We start from the raw sequence: 22,286 nt of genomic DNA on the forward strand, positions 1-22,286 counted from the left end.
GCGCATATGAAACCGGGAATGATTGTGACGGCATCCTTGCTGTCAACGATTGCGGCAGTCGTTTTGCTGGTGGTTTTTCAGAGCTTGCACACACGTACATGGGGCGGGGATCGAGCGGAGCCGGTAACGGCTTCTCATCAAGCAGTCCAGTTGACGAATGATAATCTGGTTGACGTGTTAAGTTCTCTTCATATGTCGACGCCAATCGCTAGAGTGGAATGGAAGCAGTCCATTTTGACACTTGACCTCAAAGTAAAAGGAAAGGACATCAGCTATACTGAAATATATGAAAATATGGCAGCTGTTGCTGATCTCAGTTTTCGCAGTGTGGACAATATTGAGCAGGTACTGCTTCGAGTCATGGCTGAGGATGAATGGTTGCATAACCGTCACTTGCTTCTTGCTGCGGACATTCGGCGTGGGGAATGGCCGATGTATGCTATTGATACGCTTCGCACCTGGAAAAGCACCACTTTCTCAGACGAGTTGAAGGACTGGTTTCATCTGATGCAGACGGAGCTGTGGAAGAAGCAGTTCGAAATGACAAGTCAGGGGTAATCAAATAGCAGGATTCAGTGCGTGTCCGATAAACATATGCTATAATATATAAGATTGTAGTGCAGAAATGGTTTGACAAAGCAAAGCCTCGGAGGATGAGAATGAATTCATATCGCGTACCCCAACTAGCAAAGAAATATACGGATTACGACATGATTCGACAACATACGGAAATCCCGTCATTTCCGGATAGCCGGGCGCGTCTGTTACAGGTATTTGTGGGCCGTACAGACGAGAAGGGGCATCAGGAACTGTTCGCTCTGGCGACCTCGCTCGTTCAGTTGGCTATGGATACTCATGATCGAATCGATACGATATCCGGCGATCGGGGAGAACAGGAGATGCGTTCACGTCAGTTAAATGTTCTCGCTGGAGATTATCTGAGTAGTCGTTTCTATCAGTTGCTTGCTCACGCAGGCAAAATTGAGATGATCGGCAAGCTTAGTGGTGCTGTTTCCGAAGTGAACGCACGTAAGATGACGCTGTATGAACGGATGAAAAAGCTCCTCGTTTCTGCTGATGAATATTTGCGTGAAACGGTACAGCTGAGAATGCAGCTGTTTCTTTCATTTACAGACATGATGCGTGACGAGGATAAGTCGTTATGGAACAGCTTGTTGATGGAATTCAGCACTTGTGAAACGATTGCACATGAGATGAATCGAATGCGTGATGAGCAGCAGATGCTTCATAGCTATGCGTTCTGGCATATGTATGAGAACAGTAATGACGAGGAACGTAGTCATTTGCGTCAAATGCAGATTGAACCGCGTATATGGAGTGCTTTGGTGCTGAAATACAGCGTAAGCGAAGTGCTTCTGGACAAGCTTCGCGAGAGCACACACCGCATTCAGCTTTTGTTACAAGATGAAGCAGAGCTTCAAGGCCTACAGGAGATTGATGCTATTCTTGAACCTTACCTGTCCTATGTGCAGCCTTCACATGCGGCAGTTAGGGAAGATTGAGGGGGAGAGAGACGAATGGGTAGCGGAGAGACCAAACCAAAAGAAGAATTTGTCCATTCGGTTTTTCAGAGTATAGCCGGCAAGTACGATGTCATGAATGATATTCTGAGTTTCCGCAGGCATAAGGCTTGGCGCAAATTCACAATGAAGAAAATGAATATGTCCAAAGGCGATACTGGACTTGATCTGTGCTGCGGTACATGTGACTGGACGCTCGCTATGGCAGAGGCAAGTGAAACGGGGCACATGCACGGGCTGGATTTCAGCAGCAACATGCTGGAAGTAGGCCAGACCAAAATAGATGCTGTGAACCTTTCGAAGCAGATTACGCTTGTTCAGGGAAATGCAATGTCATTGCCTTTTGAAGACAATACATTTGACTATGTGACGATTGGTTTCGGATTACGTAATGTGCCGGATCTAAGACAAGTTCTATCTGAAATGAAACGTGTTGTGAAACCTGGCGGTATGGTGGTTTGTCTGGAATTGTCCAAACCGACATGGCAACCGTTTAAAGGGATTTATTATTTTTATTTTGAGCATATGTTGCCTAATATGGCTAAATTGTTTGCCAAACGTTATGAACAGTATAAATGGCTGCCGGACTCTCTGGCGCTTTTCCCGGGAAGAAAGGAACTGGCGGACATTTTTGTTGAAACTGGATTGCAGCAGGTGCAGGCCTATCCTCTGACCGGAGGTATTGCGGCACTGCATATTGGAACCAAGGAGAATCAGAATGTTTAGGAAAATTCGCATTTTTTTAGAAATGATCAAGATTGAACATACGCTTTTTGCTTTACCTTTTGCATTTATGGGCGCCATTTTGGGATCGATGGTTGTCAATAACACCTTCCCAAGCTGGATGCAGATTATGTGGGTGTTACTTGCCATGGTTGGTGCGCGCAGTGCCGCATTTGGTCTGAACAGGATCATTGACCAGGCGATTGACGCTAAAAATCCGCGTACGGCGATGAGAGCTATTCCAGCAGGTTTACTGAAGAATGGCGAGGTTATCATTTTCGTCATCGTATCGTTTATCTTATTATTCTGGGCCTCATCCAATCTTAATGTATTATCTATGCAGCTGTTACCGATCGCGGTCTTCATGCTGGTGCTTTATTCATACACCAAACGTTTCACCTGGTTGTGTCACGTCGTACTTGGTATGACGATTGGTCTTGCTCCTCTCGGAGGTTGGGTGGCGGTAACGGGCACAATGGATTGGACAGCGATTGTCCTGTACGTTACGATTGTATTCTGGACTGCAGGTTTTGATATTATCTATGCATGCCAGGATCTGGAGTTTGATCAGGGAGAAGGACTTCATTCGATTCCGTCCCGGTTCGGACTTGTTAAATCATTGCAAATTGCAAAGTTTTTTCATGTCCTCACGGCGATTGGTTTTCTTGCGTTATTGTTAATGACTGATCTGAGCTGGTGGTATGGTGCAGGGATGTTGATTACGTATGGCATTCTGCTCTACGAGCATTATATTGTATCCCCTAATGATATGAGTCGTGTACAGACGGCATTTTTCACTATGAATAGTGTGCTGAGTCTGGTTGTATTTACGTTTACATTCATTGATCTGGCGGTGAAGTAATGATGCATCAACCGGAGAATAAACGACTTGTTGTCGGAATTACCGGAGCGAGTGGCAGCATATATGGCATCCGATTAATTGAAACGCTGCTGGATTTGGAGTATACCGTTCATTTGGTTATTTCTAATGCTGGTTGGCGTGTATTGAAAGAAGAAATGGATTGGGATGTGACAAACCGGGAGAACTTGCTTCAAGAAAAATTTGGTTCTCGCGGCGGTTCGTTAATCTATCATCCCGTAAGTGATATAGGTGCCTCGATCGCGAGTGGATCATATTTGGCTGAAGGCATGATTATCATGCCTTGCTCCATGGGCACTCTCTCATCCATTGCAAGCGGCTCATCAGATAATCTGATGTCACGTGCAGCGGATGTGATGATGAAAGAGGGCAGGACGTTAATTCTTGTACCACGTGAGACGCCTCTTCATGCCATTCATCTGGAAAACATGTTGAAGCTTTCACGTCTTGGTGTGCGAATGATACCGGCGATGCCTGCTTTTTATTACAAACCTCAGAGTATGGAAGACTTGATTCTGTTTTTGGTGGGTAAAGTGCTGGATAGCTTGCGTATCCCGCATCAACTGTTTACAAGATGGGGAGAACCGGATGAACGGGGATAATGTTGCCTAATAGCGCTTTTCTGGATAACAGGATCAGAAATATGCGCTTTCTGGACATTGTCCCCTGACTCCCGGGGTGTCGGTGAGTGCTGATGGCAAGGTGAATTTGCCCACAGTCTTGACCCATGCTCCGGCAACTTCTGTGCTTTTGATTCAGAACTAGTCGCAGCGTTTAATCCCGAATGTCGGCGTTGGCATTCGAAGGTAAACTTCATGGTGTGCGCTGTAGAAGAACACAAGCAGGAGCGGCAAGCCTAAGGCGAACGTTTTTGCCTACAGGCTCGGGCTTGCTGGAGGGGAAGGTAAGCATGGATTTTTGGACTGACAATACGCTGATACGGGTGAACGAATGAAACTACTGGACATTTTCGGATTGTTAAAAAAGGACATGGATCACGTTGAAAAAGAATTGTATCGCAGTGTTCAAGGTGAACAGAAACTGCTAAGTGAAACTTCTCTTCACCTTCTCAAAGCAGGTGGGAAACGACTGCGGCCAGTTTTTGTACTCTTAGGCGGCAAGTATGGTACATATGATATTGAGCGTTTGAAGCTCGTAGCCGTTCCACTCGAACTTATTCATTCTGCATCCCTCGTTCATGATGACGTCATTGATAATGCGGAGACTCGTCGGGGCAAACCTACCGTCAAGTCAAAATGGGACAATCGCATTGCGATGTACACAGGGGACTATATTTATGGCAAGGCATTGGAGATGACGGCTGGACTATCCGATCCAGCTATTCACCGTATCCTTGCCAAAGCTATGGTACAGATGTCGATCGGCGAGATGGAGCAGATTCGAGACTTTTTTAATACAGGACAGAGTGTGCGTAACTATCTGCTACGCATTCGTCGCAAAACCGCGCTCTTGATTGCAGTGAGCTGCCAACTCGGAGCACTCGCTACTCGTGCACCTGAGCACATTTCATCCTTGCTGTATACTTATGGATATAATGTGGGTATGGCTTTTCAGATTCAGGATGATGTCTTGGATTTGGTAGGCACGGAGAAGCAACTTGGTAAGCCTCCAGGGAGTGATATGAAACAAGGAAACATTACGCTTCCTGTACTGTATGCGCTTAGAGAAGATCATCTGCGAGAGCCGCTGCTCAAGGAAATTTCGCGTGTTCATCATGAAGAAGGACGTGCAAGTGCATCGGATGCGATTGGAATGATTCGCCAAAGTCAAGGAATTGCTAAAGCGGAAGCCCTTGCTGACCGATATATGAAGAAAGCGCTCGATGCTCTCGATCAGCTGCCCAACATCAAGACAACTAAAAATCTGCGAGACATTGCTCATTTTGTAGTCAAACGGACACATTAATCGTGTGTAATTTGATGCTCAAAACTCCGCTGAGTGGAAAAAGTTGCTTTCAGGCCCGGCTCACAACTTTTAACTAACCTGTGAAATACGAATGTGAAATTCCTCATTGGGAGGATTTGGACTTGTATGTTACAATCAAAGAGATTGCGTTTACATAGTGATTAACTTTGAACCGTGAGTGAGGAGTGAACTGGCAATGGATCGTACATTTTTGATGGTGAAACCGGATGGTGTGCAGCGTGGTTTGATCGGCCGTATTATCAGTCGTCTGGAAGACAAAGGATTTAAACTGGTGGCAGGGAAATTGGTTCAGATGTCAGAAGAACAGGCTAAGCGCCATTATGCTGAACATGAAGGCAAGCCGTTCTTTGATGATCTGGTTCGTTTTATCACATCTGGGCCGGTGTTTGCGATGGTGTGGGAAGGCGACGATATTGTGACACTTGCACGTATTGTCATTGGCAAAACGAATGTGAAGGAAGCGGCTCCAGGTACAATCCGTGGAGACTTCGCTAGCCATACACCACATAATCTCATTCACGGTGCTGATTCACCGGAAAGTGCAACTCGTGAAGCTGCCAATTTCTTTAGTCCCGACGAGCTGGTAAGTTATGAGAAGAGCATCGCAGCCTGGTTGTAATTATTAGCCAAAGGGTGATATACGATGCTGGAGCAAGAACAACTAGACCCGGATTATGCCGGATTCATTCGTAAAATTAAAGAGAGCACAGGCATTGATCTTGCTCAATACAAGGAAGGCCAGATGAAAAGAAGGCTGACCACATTGCGTAACAAAAACGGGTTTAATACATTTTCTATCTTTTTCGATGCGATGCAGAAGGACAAGACGTTATTTTACGAGTTTCTTGATCGCATGACCATTAACGTGTCGGAATTTTGGCGCAATCCGAATCGCTGGGAAGTGCTACGTGATGAGATTCTGCCTGAGCTCTTGGGTTCCAAACGCAAGGTCAAGGTATGGAGTGCTGCTTGTTCAACTGGTGAGGAGCCATACACTCTTGCAATGATTTTGGATACAATGGGCATTTTGAAAGAAAGTTCCATTACAGCAAGTGACCTGGATGAAGGGGCACTGGCCAAGGCTAAGGAAGGCCGATATATGGAACGATCCCTGAAGGATGTACCTCCTGAGACGGCGAGTCGATACTTTAAGCAAGATGGCTTAATGTATCGTATTGATGAAAAATTAAAAAGTTCGATCAACTTTAAGAAACAAAACTTGCTGGTTGACCGTTTTGATGATGGATACGATCTGATCGTTTGCCGGAATGTTATGATTTATTTTACAGAGGAAGCGAAAAACCTCTTGTATCACAAATTCGCAGCAAGTCTGCGTCCAGGCGGGATGTTGTTTGTAGGCAGTACCGAACAGATTTTCTCTCCGGGACAATACGGATTGGAGACGGCAGAGACGTTTTTCTATCGGAAAAAATAAATCAGCATAAAGATCAACCGCCTGAGGTGCATGAAGATGTGCTCAGGCGGTTGTTTGCATAAGAAAGACCTGCTTTCTTGTCAAAGCTGGTCAGCTATACTATAATAAGCAAAGAAATTATGGGATTTTAGCAATGTGAAGTTTAACAGTTTAAAGGGGGAACGTATTATGAGTTTACGTTATTTAACCGCAGGGGAAACGCACGGACCCCAATTGACAGCCATTATTGAAGGACTGCCAAGTAATTTGAATATTGATTTTGAAGAATTGAACTTCCAGCTTCATCGTCGCCAGAAAGGCTATGGCCGTGGACGTCGGATGCAGATTGAGAAAGACCAAGCTAATTTTGTTGGCGGAATTCGTCATGGATATACGACAGGTGCTCCTGTAGCGCTAGTTGTTCAAAATAATGACTGGAAGCATTGGCAGAATATTATGAACATTGAGCCGATTGAAGGCAGCGATGAAGAGAAACGTCGTGTACACCGTCCACGTCCTGGACATGCCGATCTGAACGGTGGTTTGAAGTATAATCTCAAAGACTTGCGTAACGTCCTGGAACGTTCCAGTGCGCGTGAGACAACCGTACGTGTGGCATGCGGTGCAATTGCACGTCAGTTCTTGGCTGAGTTCGGCATTAAAGTGGCGGGACGTGTTATCCGCATCGGCGAGATTGAAGCACCATACCAGGAGCTTCCGATTGATGAACTGATCGCGGTGACTGAGGCTTCCTCTGTTCGTGTAACGGATGCCGAGACAGAGAAGAAGATGGAAGCGTACATTGATCAGATCAAGCAGGAAGGTGATTCGATCGGTGGAATTGTGGAATGTATCGTAGAAGGTGTTCCTATTGGTCTGGGAAGCCATGTACAATATGATCGCAAACTGGATGCTCGTATCGCTCAAGGGGTCATGTCCATCAATGCGTTCAAAGGTGTGGAGATTGGCATCGGATTCGAGGCTGGTACAATTCGCGGATCACAGGTACATGATGAGATTCTGCATACGGAAGATCGCGGTTACCACCGTGCAACGAACCGTCTTGGCGGATTTGAAGGTGGTATGACAAACGGTATGCCGGTTGTGGTACGCGGTGTGATGAAACCTATCCCTACGTTGTATAAACCGCTGCAAAGCGTAGATATTGATACAAAAGAAGCTTTTACAGCTCAGGTTGAACGTTCCGATGCTTGTGCAGTTCCAGCAGCTAGCGTCGTTATGGAACATGTTGTTGCCTGGGAAGTTGCCAAGGCATTCCTGGAGAAATTCGGCGGGGATTCCATGGAGGAGATTCGGGCGAACGTTGCCAGCTACCAGGCACAATTGGAGAGTTACTAATATGCGTCAGTTGACAGTGCAGCTCGGGGAACGCTCATATCCCATATTGATTGGCAGCGGTCTGCTGGCTCAAGCTCCGCAATATTTTGAACAATATGGTCTGACTAAAAAAAGTCCTCTTCTGATCATTACCGATGATCATGTGGCACCGAAATACTTGCCAGAATTGGAGCAGACATTGCGTGCGGCGGGATATTCCGTCGTATCCGCAGTCGTGCCATCTGGTGAGACTTCGAAATCACTTGTTGTATATCAGGATATGATGACGGTAGCGATTGAAGGCAAACTCGACCGCAGTTCAGCGATCCTTGCTCTAGGGGGAGGCGTCGTGGGGGATCTGGCTGGTTTTGTCGCAGCTACATATATGCGCGGGGTGAAGTTTATACAGATCCCAACGACCATTCTTGCTCATGACAGTAGCGTTGGCGGTAAAGTGGCGGTCAATCATCCTCTTGCAAAAAATATGATAGGCGCATTCCATCAGCCGGAACTTGTGCTTTATGATGTAGATACGCTGCAAACGTTGCCGCCAAGAGATGTTTCAGCCGGTTTATCCGAGATGTTGAAGCATGGACTCATTCGTGATGAAGCATTTGCTCATTGGTGTGAAGAACATGCGGAGGCATTGCTTGCGCTTGACCCCGATACACTCGGATACGGTCTGGAACGCGGGTGTAGCATCAAAGCAGAGATCGTCTCCAATGATGAACGTGAGAATGGAGAACGTGCCCTCCTTAACCTGGGTCATACGATTGGACATGCCATTGAAGCGATTGCTGGTTACGGTGAGTTTCTGCATGGAGAAGCGATTTCGATTGGCATGGCGGGTTCGGCACTACTTGGTGAGAAGCTTGGAGCGCCAGCGGGATTGTATGAAGATACCGTTCGTATGCTTCGTTCTCTTCGTCTTCCGGTAACGTTGCCGGAACACCTCGCCACAGATGCTTTGATGGAAGCGATGATGCATGACAAGAAATTCCGTGAAGGCCATATGGTCTTTATTGTTCCTGATCGGATTGGAGCTGCCAGAATCATGAAGGATGTGCCAGTTACAGTTGTTCGTGAAGTTATCGAGCTGCTTAGGAAGGGAGAATAACAGCATGATTACACGGGGAATTCGCGGTGCGACTACGGTCACGCAGAATAATGAAGATGAGATTTTGAAAGAAACGGCAGTGCTGCTTCAAGAAATTGTTGATCGAAACAAGATTGTACCTGAGGACATTTGTAGCGTATGGATTACAATGACCGGGGATCTGGACGCAGCTTTTCCAGCGAAAGTGATCCGTCAGTTGGATGGATGGGAGCTTGTACCTTTGATGTGTGCACTGGAGGTACCCGTGAAAGGGGCTTTGGCGAAGTGCATTCGGTTTATGGTGCATGTGAACACAACCAAAGCTCAAAATGAAATCCATCATGTATATCTGAATGGTGCACAGGCATTACGTCCCGATCTGGCAGGACGTTAAATTTCTTGATTTGTAGTGGTTGTCAAACCGATGGATATCATGTATAGTGAGAAACAGTTGAGTAGAGTTTAGATTGAGCTGAGAGCAGCTGAGTTGAGCCTAGTATATAGCAGAGTCCAGTGATTGGTAGCCGATGCTTCTGAAGTCGGTCAACGCATTCACGGTACGTCTTGCTAAGATGAAGTACAGGAAGAGAGAGTAGACGTGTCAGAGGATATCGTTTATTCACATATAACTAAAGGAACATTTCACATCAGATATTCTTGGGAGTTCACTAGATTTTCTCAAGTGATGAAGACAGTAGGAATGAGATGTTGTTATATGTATGTTCTCTCTAAACAAGTTGAAACCATGGTATAACATGGATCAATTGCCTGTCATTCATCCTGCGCAGATGTATAGGGACTTGTTATTTATGAAGCAGCATGCCTGAATACAGCTTATAACCAAACCTCTACCTGATGGTAGAGGTTTTTTGTCTTAATAACCTTCTTCTACCTAGATCTGAAAGGACGTGATCTGATGATAGCACCAAACGTTAACCAAGTACTCAAAATGTCAAACGAATATAATCTCATTCCGGTCGTAAAACGAATTCTGGCTGATATGGAGACCCCGATTCGAATCTTTCGCCGTTATGCAGACAATGACCGTGCGTTTCTGCTTGAAAGTGTGGAGGGTGGCATTCAATGGGCGAGATATTCCTTCATCGGTACAGATCCGTTCCTGATGATTTCGGCAAAGAAAGGCCGGATTGTGGTTGAGGAAGCAGGGCAGACCCGTGAACTGTCAGGCAAACCGATAGAAGAATTGAAAGCTTTACTTCGCAAATATCGGAGCCCGAAGCTGGATGAACTCCCCCCTTTTACGGGTGGTGCAATTGGATTTTTTGGATATGATCTGTTGCAATATTATGAGAAGCTTCCAGCACATGCGCTGGATGATCTGAATATGGATGACATTCGGTTTATGTTCTGTGATCAGATCGTTGTGTTTGATCATGTGAAGCAGCATATGTTGCTCGTGGGTAATGTTCACGTCAAGGATGGTGCAACAGATGAAGAGATTCGTCAGGCGTATGCAGCCACTTCCGAGAAGCTTGAGCAGGCGGCAGAACGACTGCAGCAGCAAGGACCAGGCGAGAACCTGAATCCGCGTTCGATTCCGGGTGATGTAGAGCTGGGTGACATTCGATCCAATCTGACGAAGGAACAATTTATCGGCAATGTTGAGCAGGCCAAAGAGTATATCCGCGCAGGTGACATTTTTCAGGTTGTGCTGTCCCAACGGTTTCATATTGATACGGAAGTTTCGCCCTTACATGTGTATCGGGTGCTGAGGACACTGAATCCGTCACCTTATATGTATTATCTGAAAATGGATGATGAGATCATCGTAGGAACCTCACCGGAGGCACTGGTCAAGGTTGACGGCAATCGTGTAGAAACACGCCCGATCGCAGGCACACGTCCAAGGGGAGCAACAGAGGCAGAGGATCGTGCACTTGCGGCAGATTTGTTGCAGGATGAGAAGGAACGCGCGGAGCATCTGATGCTGGTGGATCTGGGAAGAAATGATTTGGGTCGTGTATCTGCGTTTGGCAGTGTGAAGTGTGACATGTTTATGGAGATCGAGCGTTACTCTCACGTGATGCATATGGTATCGAACGTTACAGGTGAGCTAAGAGAAGACAAGGACTTTTTCGATGCCTTCCTCTCATGTATGCCAGCTGGAACCGTATCAGGTGCGCCGAAGCTGCGTGCGATGGAAATTATTGCGGAACTGGAAAAGGAGGCACGGGGTGCCTACGCAGGAGCGATTGGTTACCTTGGTTTCTCCGGAAACATGGATGCATGTATCACAATCCGCACGATTATTTTCAAAAAGGGAAAAGCCTATGTGCAGGCCGGAGCCGGGATCGTATGGGATTCGGTGCCTGAGAAGGAATATGAAGAGACCGTAAACAAAGCCAAAGCATTGTTAAAGGCGATTCGTACGGCTGAAGCGATGTTTCCTGTAAAAGCTGCAGATCCAAAATTAAGTCTGGCTAACGCTGATTATTTTGTTACACCCACTTCGACAACGAACTGAGAGAGGAGAGACTGGAAATGAACTTGAACCCAATCATGAATGACAGCCTGGTGCTGCCTGAAGCAGCGATTTCCCGGGAAGAAGGAATGAAGCAAGGACTCGCCAAAATTCTCGAAGGTCATCACCTTGAACAGGACGAGGCACGTGAACTGATGTATTCCATCATGAGAGGTGAAGCCACTTCGGCTCAAATCGGAGGTTTGCTGATGGCGCTGCGTATGAAGGGCGAAACGGTGGATGAGATCACCGGTTTTGCACAAGCCATGCGCGGGCAGGGTGGACGGATATTGACAGATGGCAGAGGGTTACTGGATACATGCGGCACTGGCGGATCAGGTATACACAAATTCAACATTTCTACAGCATCGGCTATTATCGCTTCGGCCGTCTCGGTTCGAGTGGCCAAACATGGCAATCGTTCAGCTTCAGGCAAAGCAGGCAGTGCGGACGTACTGGAAGCGCTTGGTGTTAATATTCACCTGAATGGAGAACAGGCCAGACAATGTCTGGATGAGATCGGAATCTGTTTCTGCTTTGCACAGGTGTACCATCCGTCCATGCGTCATGCAGCGGCTCCGCGAAAAGAGCTGGGTGTGCGCACGATTTTCAATATGCTTGGACCATTAACTAATCCGGCTGGAGCAGATCGTCAATTGCTCGGATTGTATGATCGCTCCCGGACGCCGATGATTGCAGAAGTGCTTAACCGACTTGGTTTGAAAAGAGCGATGGTTGTCGCAAGTCATGACGGACTGGATGAAATTAGTATCTCTGCACCGACTCAGGTTTCTGAGCTACGTAATGGGGAAGTTCAAACATATGACATCGATCCACGTGACATGGGACTATCCTTGCATCCGCTTGAAGCGGTGCTTGGAGGAGATGCGGCCCAGAACGCCGAAATTATACATCGGATCTTCCAGGGTGAACACAGTGCTTACCGGGATGTTGTACTGCTGAATGCTGGGGCTTGTATTTATGTATCCGGCTTTGCTGACAGCATTGCAGATGGTGTTAAAATCGCTGCGGAGGCAGTGGATTCAGGTAAAGCGGCAAGTAAGCTGGAGCAGTTAATTCATACAACGGAGGCGTACAATCATGTATCTTGATCGAATTGTTGCAACAAAACATAAAGAAGTGCAGACTCTTGCACAGACCTTTAATATGGATGATGCCATGCAAAAAATTGAACAATTACCTGCTGCACGCGGGTTTGAGCAGGCGCTGTCAAGCAGACGCAATCGCAAGCTGGGGCTTATTGCCGAAGTGAAGAAGGCCTCGCCGTCGAAAGGTTTGATTCGTCCGGATTTTCATCCGGTAGATATTGCTTCTGCATATGAGCGGGCGGGAGCCGACTGCATCTCCGTTCTGACCGATGTTTCCTATTTCCAGGGGAGTAACGAATATTTGCAGGCCATTCATCAGGCAGTGAACATTCCGCTTCTGCGCAAGGACTTTATTATTGACGAGTTACAAATCGCTGAAGCTAGACTTCTTGGGGCAGACGCTATATTGCTGATTGCGAGCATTCTTACACCACAGCAGATTCGTCAATATCTGACGTATGCAAAAAGTCTCGGACTGGACGCTCTGATTGAAGTACATGACCGGGCAGAACTGGAAACGGTACTGGATATTCCCGAGGCGACACTTGTTGGCATCAATAACCGGAATCTAAAAACGTTCGAAACCAGTCTGAACACTACGCTGGATCTGATGGAGCTGATTCCATCCGGTGTGACGCTGATCAGTGAAAGTGGGATCGACGGGGCGGAATCGACGAAACCCTTGATTGAAGCTGGTGTGCGAGGTATTCTGGTCGGGGAACATCTCATGCGAAAAGATGATGTGGAAGCTGCTGTTTATGATCTGATGGGACCCAAATGATGAATCACTCGCTAAATAACGGTAGAGGCAGCAGTTCTCCCGACCAAGGGCACTCGCTGCCAGCGGCCGTAAAAATATGTGGACTTCAGGACGTTGAAGTGCTAAAATCGATGATAAACTTGCCTGTGGACTATATCGGTGTTGTGTTTGCCAACTCTCGTCGGCGAATCACTCCTGAACAGGCAGCAGCATTGAAATCAGTTTTGTTGGAATGGTCGGTGAATGAGCGGCCAAAGCTTGCAGGCGTTTTTGTAAATCCGACCTTTCATGAATTGGAGCATGTGATGGAAATTGTGTCTCTGGATGTAATCCAGTTGCATGGACAGGAAAGTGCTGAATTTTGCGAACAAGTAAAAAAGCGCTGGAATGCGAATGTGTTCAAGGCGGTTTCTTTTCCACAAGACGATACGGGACAGGATGCCGATCATGTGGCTTTGCAACGGTTAGATGCCTACACGGGATTCGTAGATGCGATATTGCTTGATACCTTTGACCCGTTATATGGTGGGGGTTCCGGCAAAACATTTGCCTGGGAGCGAATACCTGCATATGCGGAATGGGCTGCGAAAAATGATGTGGCTATGTTTGTTGCAGGCGGACTTCAGGCGGACAATGTACAACACTTAATCCAAACGTACAGACCTTATGGCGTTGACGTATCAAGTGGCGTGGAAACGGAAGGTCTTAAAGATATAACCAAAATTACAACATTTGTAGAAAGGGTGAAGCAGGCATGACACACCAATTGCCGGATCAACATGGACGTTTCGGCCCCTTCGGAGGCCGTTTTGTACCCGAGACACTAATGAACGCACTCATTGAACTAGAAGAAGCATACAGTCGCTTCTCAGAAGATGAAGAGTTTAACAAGGAACTGAATTATCTACTGAGTGAATACTCCGGGCGGGAGACACCGCTTTATCATGCAGAACAATTATCCCGTCACTTGGGCGGCCCTAAAATTTATCTCAAACGTGAAGATTTGAATCATACAGGTGCACATAAAATCAACAATGCGATTGGACAAGGGCTACTCGCTAAACGAATGGGTAAAAAGAAAGTTATTGCTGAAACCGGCGCAGGCCAGCATGGTGTAGCAACAGCAACAGTAGCGGCACTGCTTGGTCTGGAGTGTAAAGTATTCATGGGTGAGGAAGATACACAACGTCAGCAGTTAAACGTATTCCGTATGAAACTGCTCGGAGCAGAGGTGATCCCGGTGACATCAGGTACACGTACATTGAAGGATGCAGGCAACGAAGCTCTTCGTTATTGGGTCAGCAATGTAGAAGATACCTTTTATGTATTGGGGTCTGTCGTTGGGCCGCACCCTTATCCCATGATGGTGCGAAATTTCCAGCGCGTGATTGGTGACGAGACACGTCGTCAGATTCAGGAGATTGAAGGAAGGTTGCCTGATGTCATTGTTGCGGCTGTTGGCGGTGGAAGTAACGCGATCGGGATGTTCTATCCTTTTATCGGTGATCAGGATGTAAAATTGGTTGGTGTTGAAGCAGCGGGCAAAGGTGTGGATACGGATTACCACGCGGCAACGATGAGTAAGGGGACACATGGTGTATTCCAGGGTTCCATGAGTTATTTGCTGCAAGATGAATATGGACAGGTTCAGCCAGCGCACTCGATCTCAGCTGGTCTGGATTATCCAGGTGTTGGACCGGAGCACTCTTATCTTAAAGATATCGAACGGGCAAAATATGTACCGGTTACGGATCAGGAAGCTTTGGATGCTTTGCAGCTGTTAAGCCGCACCGAGGGCATTATTCCTGCGCTGGAATCAGCTCACGCAGTTGCTCAGGTTGTGAAGCTGGCTCCTGAGATGTCAGCGGATGATATTATCGTTATCTGTCTGTCTGGACGCGGAGATAAAGACGTGGAATCCATTATGAAGTATTTGGGAGGTAACTTATAATGAATCTGATGGACCAAACCTTCCAGCAATTAAAAGAACAAAATCGCACAGCCCTTATTCCATTTCTTACCGTCGGTGACCCCGATGTGAACACCACCATTGATATTATCAAAGAGCTGGAGCAGGCTGGAGCAGATATATTGGAACTGGGTGTTCCGTATTCCGATCCACTCGCAGACGGCCCTGTCATTCAGCGCGCTTCCGAGCGTGCATTGAAAAGCCAAATTACGATTCGTACGGTGATGGAGACTGCAGCGAAAGCTCGTGAAGCAGGCGTGAAGTTACCATTTGTCCTGTTTACGTATTATAATCCGGTGCTGCAAACCGGGCTGGATATTTTCTTTGACGAGCTGATTAAACATGACATCAGTGGCATGATTATCCCGGACTTACCGATTGAGGAAGCTGAAGACATGCGTCGTCGTGCCGATCAGGCAGGGGTTCATCTGGTTCCGCTTGTGGCGCCTACATCCAATGCCCGGATTGAGCGGATTGTCACCGGAGCGCGTGGATTTATATATTGTGTTTCCTCCTTGGGTGTAACTGGAGAACGTGCTTCCTTCTTTGATGGTGTAGAAAGTTTTATCGAAACAGTGAAAAGTCTGACTGAACTTCCTGTTGCCGTTGGTTTCGGCATATCTAGTCATGAGCAGGTAGCCCACTTCTCCCGCATCTGTGATGGTGTTGTTGTGGGTAGTGCGATTGTACGGCAGGTGGAAGAGGCGATTCCGTTGCTTGAAAATGCAGATACGCGGGAAGCAGGACTGTTGCAAATTCGCAACTTTGTGGCACAATTAAAAGGATAACGATATAAGTTGAACTATTCATTTTCACTTACTCTAATATGAACAATAGGAGGCGGTTGAGTTGAAACCGAAATCCCAGATTGTCAATCTGCCGGTGTATAAGCCGGGCAAACCGATTGAAGAAGTAAAACGTGAGCTGGGGCTGGAGCACGTCATCAAGCTGGCCTCCAATGAGAACCCGTATGGCAGCTCTCCTGCTGTGCTTGAAGCGATTACGAGAGAACTGGCTAATGTGAGTATCTATCCTGACGGGAGCTCTGCTGAACTGACAGAGGTGCTTGCCAAGCATTTGGGTGTGGGGAGAGACCAGTTGATCTTTGGATGCGGGTCGGATGAGATCATTGCACTGATCACCCGGGCGTTTTTTCTCCCTGGAGATGAAACGATTATGGCAGATCAAACCTTCTCCGTATATAAAAGCAATGCAGACATCGAAGGTGCTGCAACGATTGAGGTGCCTTTAAAAAATGGAACTCATGACCTGCCGGCTATGTTGGCAAGAATCAATGACAAAACCAAAGCCGTCTGGATATGCAATCCGAATAACCCTACCGGTACAATCGTTTCCGAACAGGAGCTTGTCACCTTTATGGATGAGGTTCCGTCCCATGTAATGGTTGTGCTGGATGAGGCTTATTATGAATTCGTAACGGACGATGCTTATCCGCAGAGCATTTCACTGATTGAACGTTATCCGAACCTGGTTGTCTTGCGGACATTCTCCAAAATTTATGGATTGGCATCCCTCCGTATAGGGTATGGGATTGCACGTCCGGAGATTATCGATCTGATTAACCGTGTGCGTGAACCTTTCAATACCTCCCGCTTCGGTCAGGTTGCGGCAAAGGCCGCACTTCAGGATCAAGCTTTTGTGCAAGAGTGTGCTAAGAGTAATGCAACTGATCGGGAATGGTTACAACATGAATTTTCACGACTGGGATTAACGTATTTTCCAACTCAGGGGAATTTCATTTTGGTTGATCTGGACATGCCATCCGCTACCGCGTTTCAGTCTTTGTTGAAGCAAGGCATTATCGTTCGTTCGGGCTTTCACGTCTATCCAACGTACATTCGGGTGTCTGTCGGAACAGCGGAGCAGAATCGTGCTTTTGTAGCAGCGCTGGAGAACACACTGGCGGAGAATGTGGCAGCACGCCCTTAATACTGGCGATGAAAAGAGTGAGGACCCATGACAATAAAAATTGCAATGATTGGTGTCGGGCTCATCGGCGGTTCACTTGCGCTTTGTTTTAAAGGCATGCCTGGGATTACCGTGATGGGTTACGCACATCAGGAAGAATTAAAAGACAAGTACATAGCGAGCGGAGTGGTGGATGCTGCGACGCTCTCTTTGGAAGAAGCGGTGCAGGATGCCGACTTCATTTTTTTGTGTGTGCCTGTTGGCTTACTTGAATCCTATTTTGAAAAGCTGTCCAGGTTACCGTTGAAAAAGGGCTGTATTATTACAGATGTTGGCAGTACGAAAGCTTCGATCGCAGCTTGTGCTGAACATATCCGCTTAACGGATGCCTACTTTATCGGGGGGCACCCAATGGCAGGCTCAGAACGTGCAGGCGTGGACGCGGCCTCAGCCGTATTGTTTGAGAACGCTTATTATGTTCTGACCCCGTCGTTGCATGTGCCTGAGGAGGCGTACAGCCGCTTGTCCGAGCTTTTGGCGTACACTCGTGCCCAAATTGTTCGGGTAGAGCCTCTGCTGCACGATGATATTGTAGGCGCCATCAGCCATTTGCCACATGTTATTGCTGTTGCTCTGGTAAATCAGGTGCGCGAATACAATGAAACTAATCCACTCTATAAAATGCTGGCTGCAGGTGGTTTCCGGGATATAACACGCATTGCGTCCAGTGATGCCATTGTCTGGAGAGATATCCTGCTAAGTAACCGAGAGGTCCTGCTGGAGCTGCTTAAGGACTGGAACAGCCAAATGTTGTCTTTTACAACGATGTTAGAACAGAAGAACGGCGAAGCCATCGAAGATGCATTCCGTCAGGCACGGGAGTTCCGCAGTGTGTTGCCTGAGCGACGCAAGGGTATGATTTCGCCATTATTTGATCTGTATACCGATGTGCAGGATGCTCCGGGTATGATCGGTAAAATCGCAACAGAGCTTGGGGCGAATGATATCAACTTAAGTAACCTGGAAATTATTGAGAATCGGGTCGATGTACCGGGGATTATGCGCTTGTCTTTCCGTCAGGAAGAGGATATGGAACGGGCGAAGGTATTGCTGGATAATCTTGGATATCAGGTCTGGATTTAAGCAGAAAAAGGGGGCGAAAGCCCTCTTTTTTATAGAGAAATTATATTAAAATATCAATCATTAACTAAGAAAAAAGGATGGATTTAAAATGTTCTTCCTTACAATCTAAGTTTTTACAAATAAATTTGTCCAAAGTGTTGACAAAATGAAAACGTATACATATAATAAAAGTACAGTATGGTTTCTCTCCACTCCTATCCAATAACTGTATTGCTCCACGTGAGCAATGGCCGCTTATGTAAGCGGTCTTTTTTTTGTCTAAAAAAGAAAATAACATGTTTTATCTCTTTTTTTATTGTATCTTACTACTCAAAGTGAAATTTTTTTGAGAAAGTTATCTCATTTTTGTAACCTTTTTAGAGGTTGTCACGTCTATAAATTGCAAGGCTTTCCAAGAAGCTGTATAAGGAAGTCATGACAACGAAATCGATGGCATATGAATGTTAAGTCGGGCAAAAGTGGATAGCAATGGATTTGCCAGGATGATGCAGACCGTTGTACAATGTTACTGTTATGTAGAAACGTTGGGGAAATTGCCATTACATAGGGGAATTTGGCGGAAGGGCCGAGAACGGCGCTGGACGCTTTTTTTATGCGGTTGAAACCGCAACTTTTTTACACCTGTTCGGTAATACATGGATAGAGTCGAACGGGGAGAAGCACATGGATGGGCGAGGAGGGGTCGCACTCAAATGACGGATTCCCAGTTGATTCGAGAGATCAAGGAAGGTAACGTTGAGTTATATTCCGAGCTGATGAGTCGTTATCAGCGTAAAATACTGGCTTTCGTATATCATATGTTGAAAAGTTCCAATATGGAGCTGCTTGCGGAAGATCTCTGTTCTGAGACATTCTACAAGGCGTTCCGCAGTTTACACTCTTTCCGTGAGGTGGATGCTTCATTTTCCACTTGGCTGTATACCATCGCTAGAAATACGGTATTGAGTGAGCTTCGCAAACAGCGTAGTGGAAATGTTCCGCTTGAAGAGAGCGGTGTAGTTCCTATTGCTCCAATGGAGAATGCTCCTGAGCATGCTGTTCTGCGTAGCGAGCGGGTAATGCTGGTTAGAGACGCGATTAACAATCTGCCAGAGAAGCAACGTTCTGCGATTATACTTCGTGAGTATGATCAGCTCGACTATCAGGAAATTGCGGGAATTTTGGGGCAGAGCGTAAGTTCTGTTAAATCGCTGTTATTCAGGGCAAGGTCAAGCGTAAAAACACAGTTGGAGCCTTATTTCTTCGAGCCGATGTACGAGCCATATGAAGGGATGAAGAACCGATGAATTGCAATGAAGCCCAGGAACTGTTTGCACTGGTCTGGGACTTGCCGGAATCTCATCCACAGCGAATTGTGTTTCATGCACATCTTGCTGGTTGTGAAGAGTGTTCGGAGCAGTTTGAAGTCTGGGAGGAAGCCCAGATGCTGCTTCACAGCATCCCGGTTCCAGTGACAGAGCAACAGGCAGAGAGGGTCAATCGAAACGTTATGGACCGGATTTATGCGGAGTCTCCATGGCTATTGCCGGAAGAGGCAAAGGTTAATCGATTCTCTGCGGCAATCCGTAAACATATGTCTTTATGGATTGCAGCGTTCCTGGCTATTTTTTTGTGCAGCTTCCTGTACATGGCGATGTTTAAGCCAGAGGTATCAGAAGCTGAGAAGTCTAATGTTATGACGACGGGTATACTTGAGACCGGGGTTGCCGGAAGTACAGCTTCATCCTCGGGATTGTACAAGTATGACATTCCGCAAGCAAATAAAGGCGGCATCATTGAACCTTTTGTTGTGAGTATGGGACCAGCTTATCCTCAATACTGGATGGCTTTGTCACTACTGGCAATAGGAATGGCTTTGTTTTCACTTGGACGTATGCATCGATCAACAACTAAACGTAAACAAGGTGTGGGTGCATAGGTTTCCAACCTGGCGTTCGCCGTGTAGAGAAATGAGGGATGAACGTGCGGATTGGACTTATTCGTCATGGTCTGACAGATTGGAATGCATCTGGCCGCATACAAGGTCAGACCGATATTCCTTTGAATGAGGAAGGACGTAAGCAAGCAGAACGTCTTGGTAGACGTCTGCAGTCTGAATCCTACCAGTGGGACTATATTGTGACGAGTGGCTTATCAAGGGCGCAGGAGACGGGAGAGATCCTTTCACAGATGCTGCGTGTACCTATGCTTGAACCGGACGCACGATTGAAGGAGAGAGGTTTTGGTCAGATTGAAGGCCTTACTTCCGACGAACGGGTTGCGCGTTGGGGGAAATCATGGGATACGCTTGATCTTGGGCAAGAACATATCTCAGAGATTCAAGTGCGTGCGCTGGCGTTTCTGGAGGATCTATGGTTCTCCCGCGCGAGTCAGAATATACTCATTGTGACGCATGGTGCTTTTCTGGCCAACTTGTTAACGGCGTTATATCAGGACCAATATACAGAGCGCATTGGTAATCTGTCGCTAACCATTTTGGAGAAAGAACGTGACGACTGGATTCCACTCCTATACAATTGCACGCAACATCTAACTATGGACACTGCTGAACAATCTGAGTGATAAGCTCAGGTTGTTTTTTTTTATATGATTTACTTTTGAAAGAATGTGCAGAACTGTGAATGAACTCTATTGTTTCTCTTCTGATTGATCGTTTTGAGGCATAAGATGAGATAAATCAAAAAAAATCACAAAAAGAGGTTTAGATTGTGGCGAATCCGTCAACCATGTTTACAAAACCACACTGTTTCAGGCCAGATCAGCAACCTAAAAGCAGTGAACGGGCGAGGCGATGGATCCATGAATCTAGCAGATATGCTAACTTTTGCTGATATTGGCCAGCTTAATCGAATAGCAGACTACTATCAATGTGAATGTAAGCCTAATTCCAAACATGAACTCATCCAGAGCATCCTTACGACATTGGGTAGCAAACCTTTCTTTGAGCAGCAGGTGTGTCAATTGAGCCAGACAGATCAAAGGTTTTTGAACAATCTTTTATTTGACCCCCGCCAATTTTATGGTATGGAGGAGCTCATCGCCATAGCTCGTCAATCGATGGACAAAAAGGAGAGTGAGGCAGGTTCGAGTCCGCGTGATCTCATTATCCGCTTCACCAAAAGCGGATGGCTTTTCAATGGGACTACACAACAGACAAGATATCTCTATCAAGTGCCTCAAGACCTTAAACTAAGATTCAGAGATGTGTTATCTACCCATTTGCGGGCAGGCATCGTTAAAACGACAGAACCGTCCATGTACCGCGAAGAGTATCATCTGTTGGCAGACGATATGAAGTTGTTCCTGAAATTTATTCAGCATCATGAGATCGCTGTGAATGCCGAAGGCATGATGTACCGTCGCTCACAGCAGCAGCTTATGGAGCATCTGCATATCCCTGAGGAACTGGTAGGCAGAGCTGGATGGCGCTTTGGATACGGCCGTTCGTTCAAGGATTATCCCGATCGCTTTGCATTGTTGTATGACTATGCGTTTCATCACCGATTGATTCGTGAAGAACAGGGCTGTCTCAGGCTGACAGAATCTGGTGAAGAGAAGCTGGGAGCCGAGAAAGCGGCTGAGATGATACAGCTGTTTCGGTTTTGGTTAAGACTTTATAAAGGTGCTGTTCCAAACCTATCCTCGCTTGTGTACTGGACAGGTGATTGTGCCAGCGAATGGTCTACGATGGAATCGCTCTTTAAGCAAATTGGGCCGTTTATCCAGCCGTTTTACTACGACACTGCAGAAGATATTTATGACAAGCGTATCATTAAAATGATGCTGCATCTGGGTTTGATTCGTGCAGGTGAACATGAGCAGGGAAAAACAATACAGATGACTGCATGGGGTTCAAGACTTGCTGCATCCTGCCGCTCTATCTCAGCTGATGTTGCACCGATTACGTTTGACAAGTGAAGGACAAGTTGCTACAATCACTCCCAAATTAAGGAGT

General features: G+C 46.6%; 23 protein-coding genes. All 23 read left to right on the plus strand.

Features of this window, described 5'->3' with window-relative positions:
• Positions 1-6: 6 nt before the first annotated feature.
• Entirely contained in the window at positions 7-558 is a 552-nt protein-coding gene (locus ACR8BL_RS27950) for a hypothetical protein (RefSeq protein ID WP_434750547.1), read from the plus strand.
• 101 nt (positions 559-659) lie between these two features.
• Entirely contained in the window at positions 660-1,523 is an 864-nt protein-coding gene (locus ACR8BL_RS27955; protein ID WP_434750548.1) for a heptaprenyl diphosphate synthase component 1, read from the plus strand.
• A 15-nt stretch (positions 1,524-1,538) separates the two neighbouring features.
• Positions 1,539-2,267, plus strand: coding sequence for a demethylmenaquinone methyltransferase (locus tag ACR8BL_RS27960; protein ID WP_434750549.1), 729 nt, complete (start codon positions 1,539-1,541; stop codon positions 2,265-2,267).
• Positions 2,260-3,126 (plus strand): UbiA-like polyprenyltransferase, encoded by an 867-nt coding sequence (locus tag ACR8BL_RS27965; protein ID WP_434750550.1) that lies wholly within the window; start codon positions 2,260-2,262, stop codon positions 3,124-3,126. The genes ACR8BL_RS27960 and ACR8BL_RS27965 overlap by 8 nt, the downstream gene beginning before the upstream one ends.
• Positions 3,126-3,746 (plus strand): UbiX family flavin prenyltransferase, encoded by a 621-nt coding sequence (locus ACR8BL_RS27970; protein ID WP_434750551.1) that lies wholly within the window; start codon positions 3,126-3,128, stop codon positions 3,744-3,746. Before ACR8BL_RS27965 ends, ACR8BL_RS27970 begins: the two co-directional genes overlap by 1 nt.
• Before the next feature lie 349 nt (positions 3,747-4,095).
• Positions 4,096-5,070 (plus strand): polyprenyl synthetase family protein, encoded by a 975-nt coding sequence (locus tag ACR8BL_RS27975; protein ID WP_434750552.1) that lies wholly within the window; start codon positions 4,096-4,098, stop codon positions 5,068-5,070.
• 196 nt (positions 5,071-5,266) lie between these two features.
• Positions 5,267-5,710, plus strand: coding sequence for a nucleoside-diphosphate kinase (gene ndk / locus ACR8BL_RS27980; protein WP_434750553.1), 444 nt, complete (start codon positions 5,267-5,269; stop codon positions 5,708-5,710).
• A gap of 24 nt (positions 5,711-5,734) precedes the next feature.
• Positions 5,735-6,526, plus strand: coding sequence for a CheR family methyltransferase (locus ACR8BL_RS27985; RefSeq protein ID WP_434750554.1), 792 nt, complete (start codon positions 5,735-5,737; stop codon positions 6,524-6,526).
• A gap of 168 nt (positions 6,527-6,694) precedes the next feature.
• Positions 6,695-7,864, plus strand: a complete 1,170-nt coding sequence (gene aroC, locus ACR8BL_RS27990; RefSeq protein WP_434750555.1) for a chorismate synthase — start codon at positions 6,695-6,697, stop codon at positions 7,862-7,864.
• 1 nt (position 7,865) lies between these two features.
• Positions 7,866-8,960 (plus strand): 3-dehydroquinate synthase, encoded by a 1,095-nt coding sequence (gene aroB, locus ACR8BL_RS27995; protein WP_434750556.1) that lies wholly within the window; start codon positions 7,866-7,868, stop codon positions 8,958-8,960.
• A 4-nt stretch (positions 8,961-8,964) separates the two neighbouring features.
• The gene (aroH, locus tag ACR8BL_RS28000; protein WP_434750557.1) at positions 8,965-9,333 is read left to right on the plus strand and encodes a chorismate mutase; all 369 of its coding nucleotides are present in this window, start codon (positions 8,965-8,967) and stop codon (positions 9,331-9,333) included.
• A 522-nt stretch (positions 9,334-9,855) separates the two neighbouring features.
• Entirely contained in the window at positions 9,856-11,424 is a 1,569-nt protein-coding gene (gene trpE, locus ACR8BL_RS28005) for an anthranilate synthase component I (RefSeq protein ID WP_434750558.1), read from the plus strand.
• 68 nt (positions 11,425-11,492) lie between these two features.
• Complete coding sequence (trpD, locus tag ACR8BL_RS28010) at positions 11,493-12,533, plus strand: anthranilate phosphoribosyltransferase (RefSeq protein WP_434752952.1); 1,041 nt, start codon at positions 11,493-11,495, stop codon at positions 12,531-12,533.
• Positions 12,523-13,311 carry an indole-3-glycerol phosphate synthase TrpC gene (gene trpC / locus ACR8BL_RS28015; protein WP_434750559.1) on the plus strand — a complete coding sequence of 263 codons (789 nt, stop codon included), beginning with the start codon at positions 12,523-12,525 and terminating at the stop codon, positions 13,309-13,311. The genes trpD and trpC overlap by 11 nt, the downstream gene beginning before the upstream one ends.
• On the plus strand, positions 13,308-14,048 hold the full coding sequence (locus ACR8BL_RS28020; protein WP_434750560.1) for a phosphoribosylanthranilate isomerase: 741 nt from the start codon (positions 13,308-13,310) through the stop codon (positions 14,046-14,048). Before trpC ends, ACR8BL_RS28020 begins: the two co-directional genes overlap by 4 nt.
• Positions 14,045-15,241, plus strand: a complete 1,197-nt coding sequence (trpB, locus tag ACR8BL_RS28025; protein ID WP_434750561.1) for a tryptophan synthase subunit beta — start codon at positions 14,045-14,047, stop codon at positions 15,239-15,241. The genes ACR8BL_RS28020 and trpB overlap by 4 nt, the downstream gene beginning before the upstream one ends.
• Positions 15,241-16,047, plus strand: a complete 807-nt coding sequence (trpA, locus tag ACR8BL_RS28030) for a tryptophan synthase subunit alpha (protein ID WP_434750562.1) — start codon at positions 15,241-15,243, stop codon at positions 16,045-16,047. Before trpB ends, trpA begins: the two co-directional genes overlap by 1 nt.
• A 61-nt stretch (positions 16,048-16,108) precedes the next feature.
• Complete coding sequence (hisC, locus tag ACR8BL_RS28035) at positions 16,109-17,209, plus strand: histidinol-phosphate transaminase (RefSeq protein WP_434750563.1); 1,101 nt, start codon at positions 16,109-16,111, stop codon at positions 17,207-17,209.
• Positions 17,210-17,236: 27 nt separating this feature from the next.
• On the plus strand, positions 17,237-18,331 hold the full coding sequence (locus ACR8BL_RS28040; protein WP_434750564.1) for a prephenate dehydrogenase: 1,095 nt from the start codon (positions 17,237-17,239) through the stop codon (positions 18,329-18,331).
• Between the two features lie 692 nt (positions 18,332-19,023).
• Positions 19,024-19,617: an RNA polymerase sigma factor gene (locus tag ACR8BL_RS28045; RefSeq protein ID WP_123066029.1), complete on the plus strand. Its 594-nt coding sequence runs from the start codon at positions 19,024-19,026 to the stop codon at positions 19,615-19,617.
• Entirely contained in the window at positions 19,614-20,249 is a 636-nt protein-coding gene (locus tag ACR8BL_RS28050) for an anti-sigma factor family protein (protein ID WP_434750565.1), read from the plus strand. The genes ACR8BL_RS28045 and ACR8BL_RS28050 overlap by 4 nt, the downstream gene beginning before the upstream one ends.
• Before the next feature lie 44 nt (positions 20,250-20,293).
• Positions 20,294-20,893 (plus strand): histidine phosphatase family protein, encoded by a 600-nt coding sequence (locus ACR8BL_RS28055; RefSeq protein WP_434750566.1) that lies wholly within the window; start codon positions 20,294-20,296, stop codon positions 20,891-20,893.
• 237 nt (positions 20,894-21,130) lie between these two features.
• A complete protein-coding gene (locus tag ACR8BL_RS28060) occupies positions 21,131-22,249 on the plus strand; it encodes a hypothetical protein (RefSeq protein WP_434750567.1) in 1,119 nt (372 codons plus the stop codon).
• The last annotated feature ends 37 nt before the right edge of the window (positions 22,250-22,286 follow it).

Source organism: Paenibacillus amylolyticus, assembly GCF_051136285.1.
Classification (GTDB): Bacteria; Bacillota; Bacilli; order Paenibacillales; family Paenibacillaceae; genus Paenibacillus; species Paenibacillus amylolyticus_F.

Bases quoted from the DNA above. Each gene is read 5' to 3' on its own strand.
- ACR8BL_RS27950 (WP_434750547.1), top strand. From the start codon at position 7: ATGAAACCGGGAATGATTGTGACGGCATCCTTGCTGTCAACGATTGCG.
- ACR8BL_RS27955 (WP_434750548.1), top strand. From the start codon at position 660: ATGAATTCATATCGCGTACCCCAACTAGCAAAGAAATATACGGATTAC.
- ACR8BL_RS27960 (WP_434750549.1), top strand. From the start codon at position 1,539: ATGGGTAGCGGAGAGACCAAACCAAAAGAAGAATTTGTCCATTCGGTT.
- ACR8BL_RS27965 (WP_434750550.1), top strand. From the start codon at position 2,260: ATGTTTAGGAAAATTCGCATTTTTTTAGAAATGATCAAGATTGAACAT.
- ACR8BL_RS27970 (WP_434750551.1), top strand. From the start codon at position 3,126: ATGATGCATCAACCGGAGAATAAACGACTTGTTGTCGGAATTACCGGA.
- ACR8BL_RS27975 (WP_434750552.1), top strand. From the start codon at position 4,096: ATGAAACTACTGGACATTTTCGGATTGTTAAAAAAGGACATGGATCAC.
- ndk (WP_434750553.1), top strand. From the start codon at position 5,267: ATGGATCGTACATTTTTGATGGTGAAACCGGATGGTGTGCAGCGTGGT.
- ACR8BL_RS27985 (WP_434750554.1), top strand. From the start codon at position 5,735: ATGCTGGAGCAAGAACAACTAGACCCGGATTATGCCGGATTCATTCGT.
- aroC (WP_434750555.1), top strand. From the start codon at position 6,695: ATGAGTTTACGTTATTTAACCGCAGGGGAAACGCACGGACCCCAATTG.
- aroB (WP_434750556.1), top strand. From the start codon at position 7,866: ATGCGTCAGTTGACAGTGCAGCTCGGGGAACGCTCATATCCCATATTG.
- aroH (WP_434750557.1), top strand. From the start codon at position 8,965: ATGATTACACGGGGAATTCGCGGTGCGACTACGGTCACGCAGAATAAT.
- trpE (WP_434750558.1), top strand. From the start codon at position 9,856: ATGATAGCACCAAACGTTAACCAAGTACTCAAAATGTCAAACGAATAT.
- trpC (WP_434750559.1), top strand. From the start codon at position 12,523: ATGTATCTTGATCGAATTGTTGCAACAAAACATAAAGAAGTGCAGACT.
- ACR8BL_RS28020 (WP_434750560.1), top strand. From the start codon at position 13,308: ATGATGAATCACTCGCTAAATAACGGTAGAGGCAGCAGTTCTCCCGAC.
- trpB (WP_434750561.1), top strand. From the start codon at position 14,045: ATGACACACCAATTGCCGGATCAACATGGACGTTTCGGCCCCTTCGGA.
- trpA (WP_434750562.1), top strand. From the start codon at position 15,241: ATGAATCTGATGGACCAAACCTTCCAGCAATTAAAAGAACAAAATCGC.
- ACR8BL_RS28040 (WP_434750564.1), top strand. From the start codon at position 17,237: ATGACAATAAAAATTGCAATGATTGGTGTCGGGCTCATCGGCGGTTCA.
- ACR8BL_RS28045 (WP_123066029.1), top strand. From the start codon at position 19,024: ATGACGGATTCCCAGTTGATTCGAGAGATCAAGGAAGGTAACGTTGAG.
- ACR8BL_RS28050 (WP_434750565.1), top strand. From the start codon at position 19,614: ATGAATTGCAATGAAGCCCAGGAACTGTTTGCACTGGTCTGGGACTTG.
- ACR8BL_RS28060 (WP_434750567.1), top strand. From the start codon at position 21,131: ATGAATCTAGCAGATATGCTAACTTTTGCTGATATTGGCCAGCTTAAT.